The sequence below is a fragment of the Maribacter sp. 2-571 genome (genome assembly GCF_050589625.1).
Lineage (GTDB): Bacteria > Bacteroidota > Bacteroidia > Flavobacteriales > Flavobacteriaceae > Pelagihabitans.
Genome location: NZ_JBNGOP010000027.1, coordinates 53,426 through 75,168, shown reverse-complemented (window position 1 = coordinate 75,168; position 21,743 = coordinate 53,426). Strand labels below are relative to the sequence as shown.

The window sequence follows — 21,743 nt, the reverse complement described above, 5'->3', positions numbered from 1 at the left end:
GGTTAGTGGTTAGTGGTTAGTGGTTAGTGGTTAGTGGTTAGTGGTTAGTGGTTAGTGGTTAGTGGTTAGTGGTTAGTAAAATTATAGAACTTACCCCCTTTAAACTACATACAATCAAACTATTACGTAATATGTTCTATTACTTACCCCAATCTCTTTTCTCATAACTCAATACTCATTACTTAATACTCCGTAGTTAGTAATTAGTGAGATACGATAGAAACCATTCTTTTAGCACTACTTACACACTACCCTTCACCCCTTAGGCTATCCTCTTTATTCTTTACACTATTCTCCTTTCCCTTTTCTAATTACCACACTTAATACTTCATACTTAACACTTCTTACTCAACACTCAATACTCAACACTCCATACTCCATACTCCATACTCCATACTCAATACTTAATACTTAATACTTAATACTCAGTAGTTAGTAGTTAGTAGTTAGTAAAATACTATTACTAAATACTCATTACTCACCACTACTTAACACTCATTACTCAACACTCCATACTCAATACTTAATACTCATTACAGCACTCCCTTTGTACTCGGCAGCACCATTTTATCGACATCGCGCTTTACGGCCATTTTGATGGATTTGGCAAATGCCTTGAATATGGCTTCTATTTTATGATGTTCGTTATCCCCTTCCACTTTTACGTTTAAGTTGGCTTTTGCACCATCGGTAAACGATTTGAAAAAGTGATGAAACATTTCGGTAGGCATATCGCCCACTTTTTCCCTTTTGAAGGTGGCATCCCATACCAACCAGTTGCGCCCTCCGAAATCGATGGCCACTTGGGCAAGGCTATCGTCCATCGGCAGGCAAAAACCGTAGCGTTCGATACCCAGCTTGTTTCCCAATGCCTTATGAAAGAGCGCTCCGAGGGCAATAGCGGTATCTTCAATGGTATGGTGCTCGTCTACTTCCAAATCGCCATCCACCTTTATACTCAGGTCCATTTGACCATGGCGGGCCAGTTGATCTAACATATGATCAAAAAAATGGAGCCCTGTTTGAATATCGCTTTTCCCGGTACCATCCAGGTTCAATTCGATTTGGATATCGGTCTCGTTCGTTTTTCGATGGATGGACGCCGTTCGCTCCTCCAACTTTAAAAAGGTATAGATGCGTTCCCAATCATTGCTTTCCAAAGCGATAACCTTCGACAGTTCTTCTTGCTCCACCGTAATTTCCCCGGTTCCCAAATCGGTATTATCGTTGATAAAAATACCTTTGGTACCTAAATTTTTAGCCAGTTCCATATCCGTTAAGCGATCACCGATAACAAAGGAATTTTCGAGATCATAGGCTTCATCAAAGTAAGCCGTCAAAAGACCGGTTCCCGGCTTTCGGGTATCTGCATTTTCATGGGGAAAGGTGCGATCAAGAAAAACGGCGTCGAATACCACACCCTCATTTTCGAACGACTTCAGGATAAAATTATGTACCGGCCAAAAGGTATCCTCCGGAAAGCTATCCGTACCCAGACCGTCCTGATTGGTGATCATCACCAGTTCAAAGTCGAACTCTTTGGCTATTTTCCCCAAAAAAGTAAATGCCTTGGGGTAGAATATCATTTTTTCAAAAGCATCGATCTGCTCGTCCACTGTTTCCTTGATAATGGTTCCATCGCGATCGATAAACAGTACTTTCTTTCCCTTGTTCCCTTGGAGCGTGGTAACGTTTTTTTCGTCTTTCATTAGGTCAGGTTGTTTAAAGCGGTTAACAAACGGTCGTTTTCCTTGGCCGTACCTACCGTAAAGCGCAGCGTGTTATTACACAAAGGCTGGTTACTTCGATTTCGAACCACTACCCCTTGTTCCAATAATTGGCGATACCGTTGTGGCGCATTATCGACCCGTGCAAGCACAAAATTGGCATCGGTATGAAAAACTTCGGTCGTTACCGAGTGGTTTTTAAGGGCCATGATCAAACGTTCCCGTTCCTTAAGGATCATAGCGACCTCTTGCCTTACATCGGCAATGCCCAAAGTGCGTTCCAAAGCGCGTTTTTGCGTCAGTTCGTTTACATTATAGGGCGGTTTTATCTTGTTTAGAACGGATATGACTTCGGTGGAAGCGATACAGATTCCCAACCGTATTCCCGCTAACCCATATGCCTTTGAAAGTGTTTGCGTTACCACCAAGTTGGGGAATTGCTCAAGCTTGCCTACCCAGCTTTCGCCCGAAGAAAAGTCGATATAGGCTTCATCAATGACCACCAGTCCATTAAATCCTTCCAAGAGTGCTTGGATGGCCGTCTCCGAAAAACGGTTCCCTGTCGGGTTGTTCGGGGAGCAGAGAAACAATAGTTTGGTGTTGCTATCGGCCTCACGAAGAATTGCGGCCACATCGGGTTCAAAACTATCGTTGAGCAATACTTCCCGATTCGTTACATCATTGGTAGCGGCAAGTACCTTGTACATGCCGTATGTTGGCGGTAGGGTAATAATAGCATCGGTCTTTGGTTCGCAAAAGGCCCGGAACAACAGATCTAAAACCTCGTCGCTTCCATTTCCCAACAATATATTGTCGGCAAGTACTCCTTTTTGTTTTGCCAAAACATCCTTTAGACTGCGTTGTTGAGGATCTGGATAACGGTTGACACCATTGTCGAACGGATTCTCATTAGCGTCCAAAAACACCATTTCCGAACCGTCGGAAACGTATTCGTCCCGCGCCGAGGAATAGGGTTTTAGCCCTTTGACATTTTCCCTGACCAAATTTGCTAACTGAAACCCCATTATTGATTTTCTTCTCTTTGGTTCAACTTGTCCAACCGAAGCGTTACCGCATTTTTATGGGCTTCCAATCCTTCTGCTTCGGCCATAAGGGCGATTGCCGGACCTATTTCACGGATTCCCTCCTCCGATATTTTCTGAAACGTCATGCTTTTCATAAAACTATCGAGGTTCACTCCACTATATTGTTTGGCATAGCCGTTCGTCGGTAAGGTATGGTTGGTTCCCGAGGCGTAATCGCCAGCGCTCTCAGGAGTATAGTTCCCTACAAAAACCGATCCTGCATTTTCGGTTCGTTCCAAATAATAGTCCTCATTCGCCACACATAAAATGTAGTGTTCCGGACCATATGCATTGATCAACGCCACCGCTTTACTATCATCGGAAACGAAAATCAGTTTGCTATTTGCAATGGCCTGTTCCGCTATCGCCTTTCTCGGTAAGCTCGGTAGTTGCCCTTGTATTTCTTTTTCTACAGCCAAAAGCAGTGTTTTTGAGGTGGTGACTAAAATGACCTGACTATCGGTACCGTGTTCTGCCTGGCTCAGCAGATCGGAAGCGACAAAGGCGGCATCGGCGGTATCGTCGGCCATAACCAATAATTCGCTGGGGCCCGCCGGCATATCGATCGCGACCCTATACTTGGTGGCCAACTGCTTGGCGACGGTGACATATTGATTTCCCGGACCAAAAATTTTATATACTCCCGGAATACTTTCCGTACCGAAAGTAAGCCCTGCGATAGCTTGTATGCCCCCTACTTTTACCACTTTGGTAATACCGCACAGTTGGGCGGTATACAAAATTGCAGGATGTACCCCGCCTTCCTTATCGGGGGGCGTGCATAGGACAATCTCCCGACAGCCGGCAATTGTTGCCGGTATCGCCAGCATCAATATGGTGGAAAATAAGGGTGCCGTGCCGCCGGGAATGTACAAGCCCACTTTTTGTATGGGCCGTTTTTCCTGCCAACATTGCACACCGGTAGCCGTAGTTACTTCAACTTTTGGTGTGCGTTGCGCACGGTGGAAGCTCTCTATATTCTTTTTGGCCAATTTAATGGCGCTTTTTAAGGCTTCGGAAACCAAAGTTGATGCTGTAGCGATTTCCTTTTCCGATACTACAAAATCCGTTAAAACCACACCATCGAACTGCTCGGTATAGGCTGCGATAGCGGCATCGCCTTGCTTGCGCACCGCATTAAAAATGGTATCTACGGTAGCTTCGATATCGGCAACAGTACGGGTAGGCCGCGCCAAAAGGCGTTCCCACTCCATGGGCGACGGATCATACACTTTTAAAAGGGTACCTTTTTCAAAAACAGTCCCTTCCTTCGTTTCTTTTTCCATACGGCTTATCTTTTTTTTAAATCGCTCTTGTCTTTTGTCCCAATAATCGCCTTAGGGGTTAAAGTACCATTTTTTCGATCGGACAAACCAGAATCCCTTCGGCACCGGCCTGCTTCAATTCATCGATTACTTCCCAAAAGGTATCCTTATCGATTACGGTATGTACCGAACTCCAACCTTTTTCCGCCAGGGGCAATACCGTAGGGCTTCGCATACCGGGAAGGATTTTTAAAATCACATCCAACTGGTCATTGGGCGCGTTCAAAAGCACGTACTTGGAACGTGTCGCCTTCAAAACCGACTGAATACGAAACAATAGCTTTTCTAAAATAGCCTTTCGTTCCGCCGTTATGTTTGGCGATACGGCCAATACCGCCTCGCTTTTGAGCATTACTTCTACCTCCTTCAAATTGTTTTTAAACAACGTACTACCGCTCGAAACAATATCGCAAATGGCATCTGCCAAACCAATATTGGGAGCGATCTCTACGGAACCGTTAATAATATGCAATTCGGCCGAAACTCCTTTTTCCTCCAAATACTTTCGAACCGTGTTGGGGTAAGAAGTCGCAATTCGTTTCCCTTCCAAATCCTTTACCGAACTGTAGGCGTCCGATTTTGGAATGGCCAAGGACACTTTGCATTTTGAAAAACCCAGCTTGGTCGCAATGGAAATGTCCTCCCCTTTTTCTATCAATACATTTTCTCCGATAATGGCAATATCGACCACCCCATCACGCAAGTATTGCGGAATATCCCCATTTCGAAGGTAAAATACTTCGAGAGGGAAGTTTCGCGCCGCCGCTTTTAATTGGTCCTTACCATTATCTATGGAAATACCGCAACGTTTTAAAATGGAGAGCGACTCTTCATTAAGCCTACCCGATTTTTGTATGGCAATTCTAATTTTGGTCATTTCGATATCGTATTATTTTTAACATTCCCCAGTGTTTGAAGAAATGATCCTCCTTTTTTGATACTACTACTTGAACCACTTCAAAAACAAAACCCGCTTGATTTCTCAAACGGGTCGCAAATTATCTTGTAGTACTACAATACACTTTTACCTCGCTTGAGCGCAGTTGTAAAAGTGATGATGTACAAAGTTTTTATTCATTATGATGTAAAAATAAAACCTATTCTTGATTTATCAAAAAAATGGGTTCAAATTAAATAAACTTTTTAGCGTCTGTTAGGTACCTTGCTAATCGTTTCCTAGTATCAACGGTAGTCCGGCTTCGCCACCGCCGACGATAACCACCTTAGAATTGGGTGATTGGGACAGTTTTAAAGTAGCATCAATTCCTTTATCCCGTAAAATTTTATCCGTCAAAGAGGCACTCAAAATTTTGTTTGCATCCGCTTTTCCTTGGGCTTCTATCGTTACTTTCTCCGCTTCCTTCTTGGCCGTCACCAGTCTAAATTCGTATTCCAAGGACTCCTGCTCCTGCTTCAGTTTTCGTTCTATCGCTTCCTTAATAGTGGGTGGCAAGGTAACGTCGCGGATCAATATGCTGTTCAATTGAATGTACTGCTTTTCTACGATAGCCTTGGTCTCCTCAAAAATCTCCTGCTGGATAGCGTCCCTTTTACTAGAATAGAGCTGTTCCGGGGTATACCTACCCACTACGCTCCGTGCAGCACTGCGCACCGCAGGTTTTAACACCCGAATCAAATAGTCTTTTCCTTTTTCTTTATGAAGTCGTCCCAAATCGCTATAAATGGGCTGATAAAGCACAGAGGCATCCAATTTAATATCCAAACCATTGGAGGAGAGTACCGACATGGTTTCCGGCTCTTCCTGTTGCCGTACTTCGTACTCGATTACCGAGTTCCAAGGTGCCACAAAAGTCAATCCCTCGTCCAGAGGAGGTCTTTCCGGATCTACACCACTGCCCAAGGTATACAGCACCCCTGCGTGGCCCGAATCGATAGTAATTGCCGATTTGGAAATAAGGATGACGAGTACAATAAGTACAAATACCGCCGGAAGCGCAATTTTTGGTAATTTTTCCATAACTGTTCTGTTTAAGTTAGTCCGTTATATTTTCGTAAAAACCATTCGATGGCCAAGCTTGCCGCCAAAATGGCCAACAACATGCGAAAATCTATCAAAGATACTACATTTTGAACGCTTTTTTGAGTAGGTATAAAACGTTGGTCGGCATTAAAATCGTTTAACAACGCTTCCATATCGGCGGGAAAATACCGCTTCCCATTACTGTTTGTTGCCAAGCGGCCCAACTTCTGGTAATCGCTGGAAACCAATTGTTGTTCCACATCAAAATCCAATATGGTAAAACTTCCCGATTTCGACAGTCTTTCCTGGGCCACCGTAGCGGTAAAGGTATAGTTACCGGAAGGAAGGTCGGAAAGATCGGCTTCGTAATAGGCGCCTTTTGACAGCATTTGCAAGGAACGAGTTGCCCCGTTTTCGCTGTTCCGCAATTGCAGGTCAATGGTGGCGTTGGCATCAAAAATGAAGGCCTTGTCAAAATAGATAGCGGTCAGTTTCGCACCATCGCTTCCCTCGTATACCCGCTCATAGTCCACCGAAAATCTCGATTTTAATTTTCCGGAAGATAAATAACGGATCAACTTTCCCATAAAACCGTCAAAATTTAAAAAATCCCCATTGCTCCGATAGCTCTGCATTCGCCATTTCCAAAGGTTTTCCCCGAAAAGGAACGCCTCGCGAACGGACTCATCACCGCTAACGGCCCACAACGGCTCATTTAAGGAAACACCTTTCACTTCTTGGGACAACAAAACCTCATGGGGTTTGCTGATGATAACCTCCCCCAAATTTGATGTCAGCGGTGGAAAGTCGGTAGTAGCGAAATCGGAGACCCCAAAAAGGGAGAAGCCCGAATTCATTAATGGAAGCACTTCTTCCGCTTGTTCATAGCTGTTTTTAGTGACGGTACTCTGATTGGCATTCAAAAAGGTCCAGTCGGTCTTGGGTCCGGTAATCGTAAAGGTATTCGCCTTTTTTTGCTTTATGTATTCAAGAACATTCTTGAAGGCCCTTGTCGGTTGATACAAAACAAAAAGATCGGCTTCCTCCAAGTCCGTGACCGCTGTGCTGGGCTTTTTTACCGTTACCGCCCGCTGTTCATTACTTTCAATACTTTTAATAAGGGTACCGATATCGGGGTGCGAAAGCTCCGAAATAACAAAAACATTGGTTTTTTCATCGATGACCTCGATTGCCAGTTTTCTGCTATTATTCGAAGTATTGCGCTCATTCTTCAAAGGAGAAACGGATACCGAAACATTTTTAACTCCTACGGAAGTAGCGTTCAACAAGGTCGAGATTACTGTTGTAGGTTCGGAAGGGGACAAACGCTTGTTCTCACGGTACACGTTTTTCCCGTTCATGGTTACCGTAACACCAAAGTTCACGGTATTTTCACCTTCATAATCGATATAAATTTCCAAAGGAAACTTATTTTTTAAAAAAGCATAGCGGTTGCTATTTACCTGCCCGATACGCAAATCTTCAAAACGGGTAGTATCACCGACCACTATTGGAAATAAGGGGCTATCGGCGTTCCTGGCGAAAAACTCATACTCCTCGCCCAAGGTCTGGTTTCCATCGGATATTAAAACGACCGCGTTTTTTTTACCGGCATAAATGCTATTGGTCGCTTTTAGGGCAGCTGCGATATTGGTTTTCCGCTCATCGAAGGTAAGGCTGTCGTTGTTATTGAACTGTCCGCCAAAAGCATGAAATCGTAGATTGAATTTATCGGAAAGTTCGGTACGCTGTTTTATCTTTTGAAGCAAAGGCCGTACTTCATCACCATCGATAGAAGAAGAATTGTCCACCAAAACGACCAGATCCGATTTTTCGATGCTATAGGTGTTTCGCGAAAACTTTGGGTTGACCAACAACAAAAAAGCCACAAACCAGGTGACAAACCTTAGGAACGACAGTAATACTGCCAGTTTCCCCTGCAACCTACTCCTATACCGGTACTGAAATACGACCAAACCTAGCGCAATGAGGGCCGAAAGAATAATCAGAAGCAAGGTTTGAGTACTCATTTCAATAGCGATTTCGCTTCGGTTATGGGAGGTTTCCCCAATAGCATCGGTTTATAAACTACAGGTTTGGCGGGTATTCCCGCCCTAAGTGTATTAACGGTTTCTGTTTGCTTCACAATTAGGTGAGCATGCCCCCATCAACGTTCAACACCTGACCGGTTACATAGGCCGATAGGTCGCTTGCCAGAAACAGACAGGCGTTTGCCACGTCCTCTGGGCTACCTCCACGTTTTAACGGTATGCCATCACGCCATCCCTGTACGACCTTGTCGTCCAATTTGTCGGTCATTTCGGTTTCTATAAAACCGGGGGCAATGGCATTGCAACGAATATTACGGGATCCGAGTTCCAAGGCCACGGACTTTGTAAAACCGATCATTCCCGCTTTTGACGCGGCATAGTTTGCCTGACCGGCATTTCCTTTTACCCCGACGACACTGCTCATATTGATGATGGCGCCATTGCGTTGTTTCAATAGGGTACGCTGTACCGCTTTGGTCATGTTAAAGACGGATTTTAAATTGATTTCGATTACCGTATCAAAATCGGCCTCTCCCATTCGCATCAAAAGGTTATCCTTGGTGATACCTGCGTTGTTGATCAGTACATCAATACCTCCAAAATCTTCCAACACCTGTGCGACCAGTTGCTCGGAAGCCTCAAAGCTTGCCGCATTGCTCTTGTATGCTTTTGCCCGGGCCCCTTTTTTAATAAGTTCTTCTTGCAATTCTAGGGCCGGCCCTTCGCTGGAACTGTACGTAAAGGCAATATTGGCACCGTGTTCCGCAAATACTTTGGCGATTCCACTACCGATACCCCTACTGGCACCGGTAATAATTACATTTTTTCCTTCTAATAATTTCATGCGCTCTAATTTTGGTTGGTAGCCTTCTATAATTTAACAGGTGCCGATTTTTCGTAATTGAAAAGGGCATCCACATCCATTTTCTGTACCGTTCCCAGCTTTTTCAATGCCTCAAAATCAATATCTTTCTGGTTTCCGATAACCACCACATTGTACTGTTCTCCTTTTATATTGGCATCGAAAAATGCTTTTAGGTCGGCAAGGGTCATTTTTTCGATCGATTGGTACAATGCCTCTCGGTAATCATTATCATATCCCCTTTTTTTCAAGGCTTCATAACTCCAAAAAATGTTCGATTTTATAATGCGTTCCGAGGCAATTTGCTTCAAAGTAGCTTTTTTAGCTTGCTCGAACTGTTCTTCGGCCTCTGGCATATTGGTCATCAGTTCCATCATGGCATCCACAGCTTCGGGTAGTTTGTTCGCCTGGGTACCTACGTATGCCCTGATATAGTCGGGTTTCCCCACTTCACGAGCATTGTCATAACGGGAAAATGCGGAATAGGCCAAAGATTTCGACTCCCGGATTTCTTGAAAAACGATGGACGACAACCCACTGCCAAAATAGGTATTGAACAGTTCGGAAACCGCCATTTTATCGGGATCGAATTCGGCCCCTTTGGCGATCAACAGCATTTCGCTCTGTACCATATCATAATCCACGTAATACACATTGCCTCCAGTTTCCTTTTCCAAGTATTCCTTTTTTTCTGGGTAGTCCTTTAAGCCCTCTGCCGAAACGGTATGGCTTTTATCCAAGGCCGCAATGGCATTGTCAACATCTTTTCCGTAGTAAAAAATACGCTGTTTGTATCCTTTGAGCTCTTTAACGGTATCTACCAGTTCTTGTGGCGTAATCGCCCGCAGCTCCGACATGGTATAAATGTCCCGCAACCTGGAGTCTTCCCCATACTTGCTATAGTTCACCAATCCGTTCCAAAAAATATTGTTCTTTTGGGTTTTGTTATCCTGACGCTGCTTTAAAACTTTGGCCACATATTTATCGTACGATTCCTGATCGGGTACAGCATTCTCCCATAAGTGCTCCAAAAGGACCAGACCGGCATCCAAATTCTCTTTCAACCCTGAGATACCGATGTAGGTTTTGTCGTCTGCCGTATTTACGTAATAGGAGATGCCCAGTTTGTAGAACTCCTGTTTTAGTTGTTCCGGAGTATAGGTATCGGTACCCAAATAGTCCAAATAACCCGCTGCCAAGGGTACTTTTTGGTTATGGTCCTGCCCCATATCGAAAATGATGTTCAAATTAAAAATATCATTATTGGGGTTTTCAATATGTGACACGGTGAGTCCACCTTTGGTCTTCAATTCCGAAATGGCCGATTTATAGTCGACGAACTGGGGGCTTAGGTCGGGTGCCTCTAGGGAATTGAACTGCTTTAAAAATGCAGACTCCTTATCCCTGTTCAGCGCAACGGGCGTTATTCCCGGGTTTTCCACTTTTACAATGTTCTTGTCCTCTCCCTTTAACTTATGGATTTCAACGTAGTTATCGCCGTAGAGCACGTTTGCAAAATCGATGACCTCCTGTTTGGTTATCTTCTTCATATCATCGAGCATGACCAAACGGTTTTTCCAATCTTGAAAACCGATAAAGGCATCCAAATAGGCATAAGCAGTAGAAGAAGCGTTTTCGAACTGCTGTGTTTTCGATAGCCGAAGATCGTTTACGACCGCATCTAAAAGCCAGTCCTCAAATTCCCCTTTTTTAATTTTTTCAATTTGCGACAACAACAGCTCCCGAACCTCGTCCAACGTCTGCCCCTGTTTGGGCGAACCGAACAACAGATGAAAACCGTAATCGTTGTCAAAATTGGTATAAGATGCCGCATTTTGCACCAATTGCTTTTGGTTCAGGTTCAAATCGATAAGTCCTGCACTGGAGTTGGCCAACATATAATCGATCAAAGTGACCATTACCTCTTGGGCATCCCCTTTTCCTTTGGTTCGAAAGGCCACATATATCGACTCCGCAGTAGGACCGTACACTTCTTTTTTTACCGGTGCCGTCAGCGCCGCCTCCGGTTCAAAGGTCGGATGCGTTACTTCTTTCTTTTCATATCCACCAAAGGCATCGTTCACCTTGGCGATGGTCGTATCAAAATCGATATCGCCTACCAATATTACGGCCATGTTATTGGGTACATAATATTTATCAAAATAGGCATGGATGGCCTCCATCGATGGATTTTTCAGATGTTCCGCTATTCCGATAGTCGACTGGGTTCCATAAGGGTGGTTGGGAAACAAGGCCTCTAGGGTGGCATAATATTGCTTCCGCCCATCACTGTCCTGCCCCCTGTTGAACTCTTCGTAAACCGCTTCCAATTCGGTATGAAAAAGGCGTAGCACCAACTTGCTAAACCGCTCACTTTCCACCGTTAACCACTTGTCGAGCTCATTGGTGGGAATTTTGTTGACGTAAACCGTTTGTTCGTTGGAAGTGAACGCATTGGTACCTTCGGCCCCTAAGGAATTGACCATTTTATCATATTCATTGGCAATCGATATGTTAGAGGCTTCCAACGAGACCGAATCAATTTTTTTGTAAATATTCCTTTTCTTTACGGTATCGGTCTCCGCTTTGTGCGCTTCATATAAATCGGAAATTTGTTTTAAAAAGACCTCTTCCTTTGCATAGTCCTGTGTTCCGATCTCATCGGTTCCTTTGAACACCATATGTTCCAAGTAATGCGCCAGTCCGGTATTGTCCGCAGGGTCGTACTTGGATCCCGCCCGAACCGCGATCAGCGTTTGTATTTTAGGTTCTTCTTGATTTTTACCCAGATACACTTTTAATCCGTTTTCCAAGGTATACAATCGTAAGCCGGTAGGGTCGTTTTCAACCGTTTCATACGTAAAACCATTGGCATCGGTATGTGTTGCTACCGTCATGGCATCGGTTTCGGTTTCCCCCTTACATGCCGATAACAAGAACATTACTATCGTTACTTGAAGTACAAAAGCTTTCATAGGTTTTTCTTTTTAATGTTTCGCGTTCGGCAGTATACTATCGCCATTCCCAAGGATTTGCGATTTTTGTTTGCCATAAATTGGGATGGCCATTTTGTAAAAAAAATCCATCGACCTAAATGTAAGACCGATGGACTAAATTATATGAACTATTTGATCAACTTTAACAAGCGCATCGTTTATCCCATTACTTCCTTAACTTTCTTGCCAATTTCGGCCGGGGAATCCACCACATGTATGCCGTGTTCCCTCATAATTTTTTTCTTGGCTTGCGCGGTATCGTCACTTCCTCCGACAATAGCTCCGGCATGCCCCATGGTCCTGCCCGCTGGTGCCGTTTCACCGGCTATAAAACCGACTACCGGTTTTTTGCTTCCACTGGCCTTGTACCACTTGGCGGCATCGGCTTCCAACTGCCCTCCTATTTCCCCGATCATTACCACACATTCGGTCTCCGGATCATTGATCAACAGTTCCACCGCTTCTTTGGTAGTGGTCCCGATAATGGGATCTCCCCCGATACCAATGGCCGTCGTAATTCCCAGCCCTTGTCGGACAACCTGATCTGCAGCTTCATAGGTAAGTGTTCCGGATTTGGATACGATTCCAACATTTCCCTGTTTGAACACAAAACCGGGCATGATGCCTACTTTTGCTTCTCCCGGGGTAATGACCCCTGGGCAGTTGGGACCTACCAAACGGCAATCCATATCTTTGATATAATTAGAAGCTTTTACCATATCCGATACGGGAATCCCTTCGGTAATCGTGATGATCACTTTAATACCCGCATTGGCCGCTTCCATAATTGCATCGGCCGCGAAAGCCGGTGGCACAAAAATAATGGTCGTATCGGCGCCTACTTTTTCAACGGCTTCTTCCACGGTATTGAATACTGGTTTTCCCAAATGCTCTTGTCCACCTTTGCCAGGTGTTACACCACCAACGATATTGGTGCCATATTCCTTCATTTGTTCGGCGTGAAAAGTGCCTTCACTACCGGTAAAACCTTGTACGATTATTTTAGAGTTTTTATTGACTAGAACGCTCATTTCGGAAGTTATTCGTTAAAAATTAAGTGTAAATCTCGCTACAATATATAAATCAAGCGCAAAAATATAGGTTTGCAAAGGATTTCTGAAACAATCGCCCTTTATTCTTCCAACCTTTTTAGGATATCGGGTATCTTCTTCACATAGGCCAGTTGTTTCAACTTTTCCCGTGATTCTTCGATAGGCGTCCCAAAATAGCTTTTTCCGCCCGGAACCGATTTTGTAACCCCGGTCTGTCCCATGATAACGGCCTTTTTACCAATGGTAATTCCGCTGTTGGTACCAACTTGCCCCCAAAGGGTTACCTCATCCTCTATTACCACGCAACCGGCAATTCCGGTTTGGCTGGCAATAAGGCAGCGCTCCCCGATAACGGTATCGTGCCCCACATGTACCTGGTTGTCAAGCTTTGTCCCCTTTTTTATAGTGGTGTCCCCGCTCACTCCCTTGTCGATGGTACATAAGGCCCCTATTTCCACGCTATCCTCTAGTACTACCCTTCCCCCGGAACGGAGTTTGTCAAAACCTTCCGGACGGTTTTTATAGTAGAACGCATCGGCACCGAGTACCGTTCCCGAATGTATGGTAACGTTGTCTCCCAACACACAGTTGTCATATATGGCAACATTGGCGTGTATGGTGCAATACTCCCCTATAACTACATTGTTACCGATAAACGTATTGGGTTGTATGATGCTTGTGCGTCCGATCTTTGCGGAGCCCGCAATGGAACTATTCGCTTTTTCAAACGGGCGAAAATGGTTGGTAAGGGTATTAAAGTCGCGAAAGGGATCATCCGATATCAATAAGGCCTTACCTTCCGGACAGTTGACCTCTTTATTGATCAATATTGTGGTAGCTCTGGAAGCCAACGCCTTATCATAATACTTTGGATGGTCTACAAAAACAATATCCCCTTCCGATACCACATGAATTTCGTTCATTCCCAATACCGGAAAATCATCCGGGCCAACATAGGTACAATCCAATAGGGTCGCAATCTGCTTGAGGGTATGTGGTGTAGAAAATTTCAATGTTTCACCTGTTTAAACTTTTGTAGCCCGCTGAAAATAAAGAAACTAAACATTTATGCTCATTTCATATCACTTGATGGGCCTATCCTAAGAAGTTTTTCTACTCCTTAACACGTTCCATATACGAGCCGTTGGCCGTATCGACTTTAATTTTATCCCCTTCGTTGATGAACAAGGGCACATTTACCTCAGCACCGGTTTCCACTTTGGCCGGTTTGGTGGCATTGGTTGCAGTATTCCCCTTAACACCGGGTTCGGTATAGGTGATTTCCAAAATTACACTGGCGGGCATGTCCACGGAAAGGGGCATGCTGTCCTCCGTATTGAACATGATCTTTACCACTTCTCCTTCTTTGAGCAATCCCGGGGCATCCAAACTACTTTCCTGAAGCGTAATCTGGTTGTAGTCATCGGTGTTCATAAAGTGGTAGGTTTCGTCCTCGGCATACAGGTATTGGTAGTTTCTGGTCTCTACCCTAACATCTTCGATTTTATGTCCTGCGGAAAAGGTATTGTCGATCACCTTTCCGTTGGTAACACTTTTTAATTTGGTACGTACAAAAGCGGGGCCTTTTCCCGGTTTTACGTGTAAAAACTCTATAATCTTATAAATATCGTTGTTGTAGCGAATGCACAATCCTTTTCGAATATCTGATGTTGATGCCATAAGTCGGTTCTAATACGTTTTAAGCTGTTTTTATTGGTATTGTTAAGTGTTTTTCTTTAGGAAAACATGGTTTAGGTATTGCTAAAGTACCCTTTCATGATGCCCCGTTGCGAATCTCTTATAAATTGTAGGATTTCATCCCGCTCCGGAGTCGCCTCCATTTCCGCCTCCAAAATTTGGGCCGCTTGGGAGTTGTTGTAATTTTTCTGATATAATATGCGGTAAATATTCTGTATCTCGCGAATTTTTTCCGATTGGTATCCCCTTCTACGCAAGCCTACGGAATTGATGCCCACATACGAAAGTGGTTCCCTGGCCGCCTTTACATATGGGGGAACATCCTTTCGGACCAACGATCCTCCCGTTACAAAAGCGTGTTGCCCGACGGAAACAAATTGGTGTACCGCTACCAAACCTGCCAAAACTACATTGTCACCGATGGTTACATGGCCTGCGAGTGTTGAGTTATTCGAAAAGATGCAGTTGTTGCCTACCAGACAGTCATGGGCGACATGACAATAGGCCATAATCAAACAATTTTTACCGATTACGGTCTTGTTTCGATCGGAAGTCCCTTTGTGTATCGTGGCGCACTCCCGAATCGTGGTGCCATTACCGATGGTCACCGTTGTTTCTTCCCCTTTGTACTTTAAATCCTGCGGTGGTGCCGATATGACGGCCCCCGGAAAAATATTACAGTTTTTACCGATACGTGCCCCTTCCATTATGGTAACATTGGATCCGATCCAGGTGCCATCACCGATGGTAACATTATTATGTATAGTGGTAAAGGGTTCTACCACTACGTTTTTGGCAATTTTTGCACCGGGGTGAATATAGGCAAGGGGTTGGTTCATCTTATTCGGTTCGTTTTACGATCTGCGCCATCATTTCGGCTTCGGATACCAGTTTATCGTTCGCATAGGCGTATGCCTGCATGTGGCAAATACCGCGGCGTATGGGCGAAATCAGATCACATTTAAAAATTAGGGTATCACCGGGAACTACCTGCCGTTTGAATTTCACGTTATCGATCTTCATAAACAACGTCAAGTAATTTTCGGGGTCCGGAACGGTGCTGAGCACCAAAATACCGCCCGTCTGTGCCATGGCCTCTACCTGCAACACTCCGGGCATTACCGGTGCCCCTGGAAAGTGCCCTACAAAAAATGGTTCGTTCATCGTTACATTTTTCATTCCCACCACATGGGAATCGGACAGCTCCAATACCCGATCGATCAACAAGAACGGTGGTCGGTGCGGAAGCATCGCCATAATTTGATGAATATCCATCAACGGGGGCTGGCTCAAATCAAACTTGGGCACGCTATTGCGCTTTTCTACCTTAATTTTTTTGGAGAGCTTTTTGGCGAACTGCGTATTCACAAAATGTCCTGGCTTATTGGCGATCACTTTTCCCTGAATAGGGGTGCCGATCAAAGCAAGGTCTCCAATAACGTCCAATAGCTTATGTCGTGCCGCCTCATTGGGCTGGTGCAAGGTAAGGTTGTCGAGAATTCCATTGGGCTTTACCGAGAGCTTTTCTTTTCCAAAAGCCTTTTCCAGTTTCTTCATGGTACCGGCCGAAATTTCCTTGTCTACATACACAATGGCATTGTTCAGGTCACCGCCTTTGATAAGGCCGTTTTCCAAAAGCATTTCCAATTCATGTAAAAAACTAAAGGTACGCGCGCTGGATATTTCTTCCTTAAAGTCCGAAAGGTGTTCCAATGTAGCGTTTTGTGTTCCCAGTACTTTGGTGCCAAAATCGACCATGGTGGTCACTTGGTATTCCTTTGCCGGAATTACGGTAATTTCACTACCGGTCTCCTCGTCCCTATACGTAATCACTTCTTGTACAACGTACACGTCCCGAACTGCTTGTTGCTCCACGGAACCCACGATTTCCAAAGCTTCCACAAAAAACTTTGAAGAGCCGTCCATTATTGGTGGTTCGGGAGCGTCCAATTCGATCAATACGTTATCGATACCCATACCTACCAAGGCGGCCAGTACATGCTCGGAAGTCTGTATTTTTACACCGTTTTTCTCGAGATTGGTACCCCGTTGCGTGTTCACCACATACTTGGCATCCGCCTCCACTATAGGGGCGCCTTCCAAGTCTACCCGTTTAAATTTGTAGCCGTGGTTCTCCGGCGCGGGAACGAACTTCATCGTTACGTTTTCACCCGTATGAAGGCCTACTCCTTTCAGAATTACCTCTTTGGCAATAGTGTGCTGCTTTGTTGTATTTTTTGTACTCACTGTCCAACTTTTTTTTCCAGTTCGTTTATCTTGTTCGTTATCTTCGGCAGGTTTTTAAAATGCACATAGCTTTTGTTGTAATCGCCATAATTCAAGGCCGGCGACCCCTGCAATACTTCATCATCCTTCACGTTACGGCCAATTCCCGACTGCGCCTGTATGCGCACCCGGTCACCAATGGCAATATGCCCTACGATACCTACCTGCCCGCCGATCATGCAATACTTTCCGATTTTTGTGGAACCCGCTACACCCGTTTGGGCGGCGATTACGGTATGCTCCCCGATTTCTACGTTATGGGCGATCTGTATCTGATTGTCCAACTTCACGCCCTTGCGTAATATGGTAGAACCCAAGGTGGCCCTGTCGATCGTAGTACCCGCGCCAATGTCCACATTATCCTCCAACACTACGTTTCCCGTTTGTGGTACCTTTTTAAACTCCCCATCCTTGTTGGGAGCGTATCCAAAACCATCTGCACCTACAACGGCACCGCTATGGATAATGCAATTGTTTCCAATAACCGTTTCGGAATATACCTTTGCTCCGGCAAAAACGGTTACGTTATCACCAATGGTTACGTTATCGCCAATATAGGCGTTCGGATAAATTTTTACGTTGTCGCCCAAACGCACATTGTTACCCAAATAGGCAAACGCGCCCAAATAAATTCCTTCGCCATAGGTAGCGGTTTCCGATTTATAATTGGGTTGTTCGATACCTACCTTATTATTTTTTACCTGATTGTAATACTCCAATAATTTGGAAAAGGACTCGTAAGCATCGTCTACCTTGATCAACGCCGTGGCCAACTGCTGCTCCGGCACAAAATCTTTATTTACTATGGTGATGGATGCTTTTGTGGTGTAAATGTGGGATGTGTATTTAGGATTGGCCAAAAAGGTAAGGGAACCGGACTCCCCCTCTTCGATCTTTGCTAGTTTATGGACTGCGATATCTGGGTTTCCCTCCAATTCGCCTTCTAAAATTCCTGCAATTTGGCCTGCCGTAAAAATCATGGCAACAAAAGTAACAAAAATACTTAAAGCGTGTCCGAAAAGCGCTCTTTCGGATAACACAGATAATGTTTTGTTACCTTTTTGGAAAGTGCCTCAAGGTTAAAATGATCGGAAACCTTGATGATATCCACCAAGCGCCCCTTGTCCTTGCGAATATAAATTTGTTGTTTCCCGCTGTTATAAGCGGTATTTGCAATGGTATCCGAGAATACGAAATAGGCGGCCTCCTCCTCCGTAAAGGACTCCTCTTGCTTTAACTGTTCGAGACGGGTCTTTACCTTATTCGGATCAAACGGTTTGTTTTTCAGTTTTATATGCAGGAGTTTGCGATCTAAAAGCATAGCGCACAAATGGGACAAAACCCTATCGGGATGTTGCCGCCACTGTTTTAAAGCTCCCAGGATGTCGACATCATCAAGTAGGGAAAAGCGGTGCAATACGGTTTCAGAAAAATCGGAAGCCGTGATCTTGGTGGTCAAAAAGAAATGTAACGTATCGCTACAAGACACCTCCTTGCCCCGATCCAAGAGTTCCTTTGCCCGTTTCAAGCTCCGGATCAACAGTTGTTCGGCCACCAGGCTGGTTTTGTGCAAGTATACCTGCCAATACATAAACCTGCGCGCCATTAAAAATTTTTCAACCGAATAGATCCCCTTTTCTTCCACCACTAAGTTTCCATCCACAACGTTGAGCATGGCAATAAGCCGCTCCGCGTTGATATTTCCTTCGGAAACCCCCGTATAAAAACTGTCACGTTTTAGGTAATCCATCCGATCCATATCCAATTGACCGGACACCAACTGATTCAAAAAGTTTTTGGGATGGGTTCCCTTAAAGATGGCGATCGCGGTCGTTAAACTTCCGTTAAACTTATGGTTCAGGCGTTCCATAAAAAAAAGCGAGATGGCCTCATGCTGAACCCCCTCCACTATGCTATGCTCCATCGCATGGGAAAACGGTCCATGACCGATATCGTGCAACAGAATGGCTACAAGCAATCCTTCCTCTTCCTTTTTATCTATTGCAACACCCTTAAAGCGAAGCATTTGTACGGCGCGCTGCATCAGGTGCATACTCCCCAGCGCATGTTGGAAACGGGTATGGTGCGCGCCTGGATATACCAAATAGGACAGCCCCATTTGCGAAATGCGACGTAACCGTTGAAAATAAGGATGTGCGATCAAGTCGAAAATCAGCGGGCTCGGGATTCCAATAAATCCGTAAATTGGGTCATTAAAGCGGGTCAGTTTTTTGGAAGCCATAGGGTAGATACCTTTTTGAGAACGTAAAGTTATACATTATCAATCTATATCGTAGGCTACTTCTTTTATGTTACCGCCAAGAAACTTCGCAATGGACAAGCGTGCGCGCGTGACCTTGCTTTTACGAACGGATACCCATAAGAACGGCACTATATTTGGTGGATGGTGTAAGCGGAATATCCGAAACAACGAGAACAGGAACAGCTATGAATAAAATCAGCATACTTTGGGTCGATGATGAGATTGACCTTTTAAAACCACACATCCTTTTTTTAGAGAGCAAGAACTATGAGGTAATTCCCTGTAGAAGTGGCCAGGAGGCACTTGAGGAATTGAACGATAGCAAGGTCGACATTGTTTTTTTGGATGAAAACATGCCCGGAATCTCCGGATTGGAGACCTTGAATGAAATAAAGGTAAAAAATGCTGCGCTGCCCGTTGTCATGATCACCAAAAGTGAGGAAGAGTTTATCATGGAAGAGGCCATAGGGTCCAAAATCGCGGATTACCTGATCAAACCGGTAAACCCCAACCAGATTCTGTTGTCCCTAAAGAAAAGTTTGGACCATTCGCGACTGGTTTCCGAGAAAACCACCAGCAATTACCAACAAGAGTTCCGCAAGATCGCTATGGACCTTAGTATGGTAAATACCCATGAAGAATGGGCCGATCTGTATCGGAAATTAATCTATTGGGAACTGCGTTTGGAAGATATCGAAGACCCCAGTATGTTCGAAATATTGGAATCTCAAAAAGCGGAGGCCAATTTACAGTTCGGGAAGTTTGTCGACCGCAATTATGCCGATTGGTTCCAGGACCATGATGGCCCTGTAATGTCGCACACCCTGTTCAAGGAGAAAATAAGTCCGGAGTTAAAAAAAGGGCCGACCCTTCTCGTGGTAGTGGACAATCTTCGCTACGACCAGTGGATGGCGTTCGAAGGCAGTACGGCGGCATTTTATAAGAAGGAGCAGGAATCGGCCTATTTCAGCATTCTGCCCACGGCGACCCAGTATGCCAGAAATGCCATTTTTTCGGGGCTGACCCCTTTGGATATGGAAAAAAAGTATCCGAACTGGTGGAAAAACGATACGGACGAAGGCGGTAAGAACCTGTTTGAGGCCGACTTTTTAGGGGCACAGATCAAACGCCTGGGGTTGGACCTAAAGTGGGACTATCATAAAATAAGTAGTCTGAAACAAGGAAAAAACCTCTCCCAAAACTTCCGTTCCCAAAAAGACAACGACCTTACCGTTATTGTATACAATTTTGTGGATATGCTCTCCCATTCCAAAACCGAAATGGAGGTGATCAAGGAATTGGCCAGTAACGACAAGGCCTACCGTTCGCTTACCCAAAGTTGGTTTAAAAACTCGCCCTTGTTGGAAATCATCCAACAGGCGCAGACCATGGGAATGCGGCTGATCATCACCACCGATCACGGTACCATAAACGTAAAACAGCCTTCCAAAGTAATCGGGGACAAGGACACGAGCCTTAACCTACGCTACAAAACGGGACGCAGCCTTACCTATGAGGAGAAAGACGTTTTGGAAGCACGAGATCCGAAAAGTATTTATTTACCGAGCATTAATATGAGCAGTTCCTTTATTTTTGCCAAAAACGACCTGTTCTTTGCCTACCCGAACAATTACAACCATTATGTAAGCTATTATCGGAACACCTATCAACACGGAGGGGTGTCCTTAGAGGAAATGATCATTCCCTTTGTGGTATTGGCGCCCAGGTAATTTTCTCCAAACCGAAGCACAAGACTCGAATTTTCATCTCTAAAAATTTAAGCATTACCGTGTTTTTATTTGTTGAGATTGGAGGAGGACTAGGAAATGTTTTTTGAATATTTTTTTAGTTGTGTTGATAAAGTTTTTGCCATTGGCTCGCTTTTTGGTAAGCGTGGTGGCGTTATGCTTTTCAAAAATAGTTTCATAACTGCTGAAAAGCCTGGTTTTTAGGTTTCAAGTAAAAAATTTACCTGGTTTCATACGTTATCCGTACGCCATAAAAACATGGAAAAGTTGCTTCAACCCTACCAAAGCTCCACTTATAAGCACCACCAATATCGCGGCATCCAACACATTGATGACCAAATAAGTATCATTAAAATTAAAGGCTACTCTATTATTCCGAAATAGGGCCCCGATAACAAAAACTATGAAAAGACCGATAAAAATTTTGAAGCTCATGTCTAAAAAAATATAGTTTTATTGAATATTGTATTGATACCGCTTCCAGAGCAATTTAGGTAATGGAACGGATGCAGTTTTCGTTGTCATGATTTTTTATGGAAACTGAGATACGCACTTCAAACTGAAAAAAATCAACGTAGTAATATGTTTTACGACTTCTATCATATCGAATAATCGCATTAAAATCTTTGAGTTGGTCAACTAAAGTGTACACCAACCGTTCACTTATCT

Annotated in this window: 17 protein-coding genes; 1 reads left to right on the top strand and 16 read right to left on the bottom strand. The window is 44.4% G+C overall.

What is annotated here, in order from left to right; all coding sequences use genetic code 11:
• Positions 1–533: 533 nt before the first annotated feature.
• From hisB to ACRD7P_RS16890, 15 genes are all read right to left on the bottom strand, one after another.
• Positions 534–1,709, bottom strand: a complete 1,176-nt coding sequence (gene hisB / locus ACRD7P_RS16960; protein WP_430908857.1) for a bifunctional histidinol-phosphatase/imidazoleglycerol-phosphate dehydratase HisB — start codon at positions 1,707–1,709, stop codon at positions 534–536.
• Complete coding sequence (gene hisC / locus ACRD7P_RS16955) at positions 1,709–2,752, bottom strand: histidinol-phosphate transaminase (RefSeq protein ID WP_430908856.1); 1,044 nt, start codon at positions 2,750–2,752, stop codon at positions 1,709–1,711. The genes hisB and hisC overlap by 1 nt, the downstream gene beginning before the upstream one ends.
• Complete coding sequence (gene hisD, locus ACRD7P_RS16950) at positions 2,752–4,026, bottom strand: histidinol dehydrogenase (protein WP_430908859.1); 1,275 nt, start codon at positions 4,024–4,026, stop codon at positions 2,752–2,754. The genes hisC and hisD overlap by 1 nt, the downstream gene beginning before the upstream one ends.
• A gap of 130 nt (positions 4,027–4,156) precedes the next feature.
• The gene (gene hisG, locus ACRD7P_RS16945) at positions 4,157–5,014 is read right to left on the bottom strand and encodes an ATP phosphoribosyltransferase (RefSeq protein ID WP_430908855.1); all 858 of its coding nucleotides are present in this window, start codon (positions 5,012–5,014) and stop codon (positions 4,157–4,159) included.
• Positions 5,015–5,302: 288 nt separating this feature from the next.
• Positions 5,303–6,115, bottom strand: coding sequence for a prohibitin family protein (locus tag ACRD7P_RS16940; protein WP_430908854.1), 813 nt, complete (start codon positions 6,113–6,115; stop codon positions 5,303–5,305).
• Between the two features lie 11 nt (positions 6,116–6,126).
• A complete protein-coding gene (locus tag ACRD7P_RS16935) occupies positions 6,127–8,148 on the bottom strand; it encodes a VWA domain-containing protein (protein ID WP_430908853.1) in 2,022 nt (673 codons plus the stop codon).
• 118 nt (positions 8,149–8,266) lie between these two features.
• Entirely contained in the window at positions 8,267–9,013 is a 747-nt protein-coding gene (gene fabG, locus ACRD7P_RS16930) for a 3-oxoacyl-[acyl-carrier-protein] reductase (RefSeq protein WP_430908852.1), read from the bottom strand.
• Between the two features lie 26 nt (positions 9,014–9,039).
• A complete protein-coding gene (locus ACRD7P_RS16925; protein ID WP_430908851.1) occupies positions 9,040–12,006 on the bottom strand; it encodes a M16 family metallopeptidase in 2,967 nt (988 codons plus the stop codon).
• 179 nt (positions 12,007–12,185) lie between these two features.
• Positions 12,186–13,058: a succinate--CoA ligase subunit alpha gene (sucD, locus tag ACRD7P_RS16920; protein ID WP_430908850.1), complete on the bottom strand. Its 873-nt coding sequence runs from the start codon at positions 13,056–13,058 to the stop codon at positions 12,186–12,188.
• 101 nt (positions 13,059–13,159) lie between these two features.
• Entirely contained in the window at positions 13,160–14,092 is a 933-nt protein-coding gene (locus ACRD7P_RS16915; RefSeq protein ID WP_430908848.1) for a UDP-3-O-(3-hydroxymyristoyl)glucosamine N-acyltransferase, read from the bottom strand.
• Positions 14,093–14,192: 100 nt separating this feature from the next.
• A complete protein-coding gene (efp, locus tag ACRD7P_RS16910; protein ID WP_430908847.1) occupies positions 14,193–14,759 on the bottom strand; it encodes an elongation factor P in 567 nt (188 codons plus the stop codon).
• Positions 14,760–14,830: 71 nt separating this feature from the next.
• Positions 14,831–15,616, bottom strand: a complete 786-nt coding sequence (gene lpxA / locus ACRD7P_RS16905) for an acyl-ACP--UDP-N-acetylglucosamine O-acyltransferase (protein ID WP_430908846.1) — start codon at positions 15,614–15,616, stop codon at positions 14,831–14,833.
• Position 15,617: 1 nt separating this feature from the next.
• Positions 15,618–17,024: a bifunctional UDP-3-O-[3-hydroxymyristoyl] N-acetylglucosamine deacetylase/3-hydroxyacyl-ACP dehydratase gene (locus ACRD7P_RS16900; protein ID WP_430908845.1), complete on the bottom strand. Its 1,407-nt coding sequence runs from the start codon at positions 17,022–17,024 to the stop codon at positions 15,618–15,620.
• On the bottom strand, positions 17,021–18,043 hold the full coding sequence (lpxD, locus tag ACRD7P_RS16895) for a UDP-3-O-(3-hydroxymyristoyl)glucosamine N-acyltransferase (protein WP_430908858.1): 1,023 nt from the start codon (positions 18,041–18,043) through the stop codon (positions 17,021–17,023). Before lpxD ends, ACRD7P_RS16900 begins: the two co-directional genes overlap by 4 nt.
• Positions 18,044–18,066: 23 nt before the next feature.
• A complete protein-coding gene (locus tag ACRD7P_RS16890; protein WP_430908844.1) occupies positions 18,067–19,305 on the bottom strand; it encodes an HD domain-containing protein in 1,239 nt (412 codons plus the stop codon).
• A gap of 206 nt (positions 19,306–19,511) precedes the next feature.
• Between ACRD7P_RS16890 and ACRD7P_RS16885 the strand changes: the two genes are divergently transcribed.
• Positions 19,512–21,056: a response regulator gene (locus ACRD7P_RS16885; RefSeq protein ID WP_430908843.1), complete on the top strand. Its 1,545-nt coding sequence runs from the start codon at positions 19,512–19,514 to the stop codon at positions 21,054–21,056.
• A gap of 255 nt (positions 21,057–21,311) precedes the next feature.
• Here ACRD7P_RS16885 and ACRD7P_RS16880 read toward each other — a convergent pair whose 3' ends face one another.
• Complete coding sequence (locus ACRD7P_RS16880; protein WP_430908842.1) at positions 21,312–21,509, bottom strand: hypothetical protein; 198 nt, start codon at positions 21,507–21,509, stop codon at positions 21,312–21,314.
• Between the last annotated feature and the right edge of the window lie 234 nt (positions 21,510–21,743).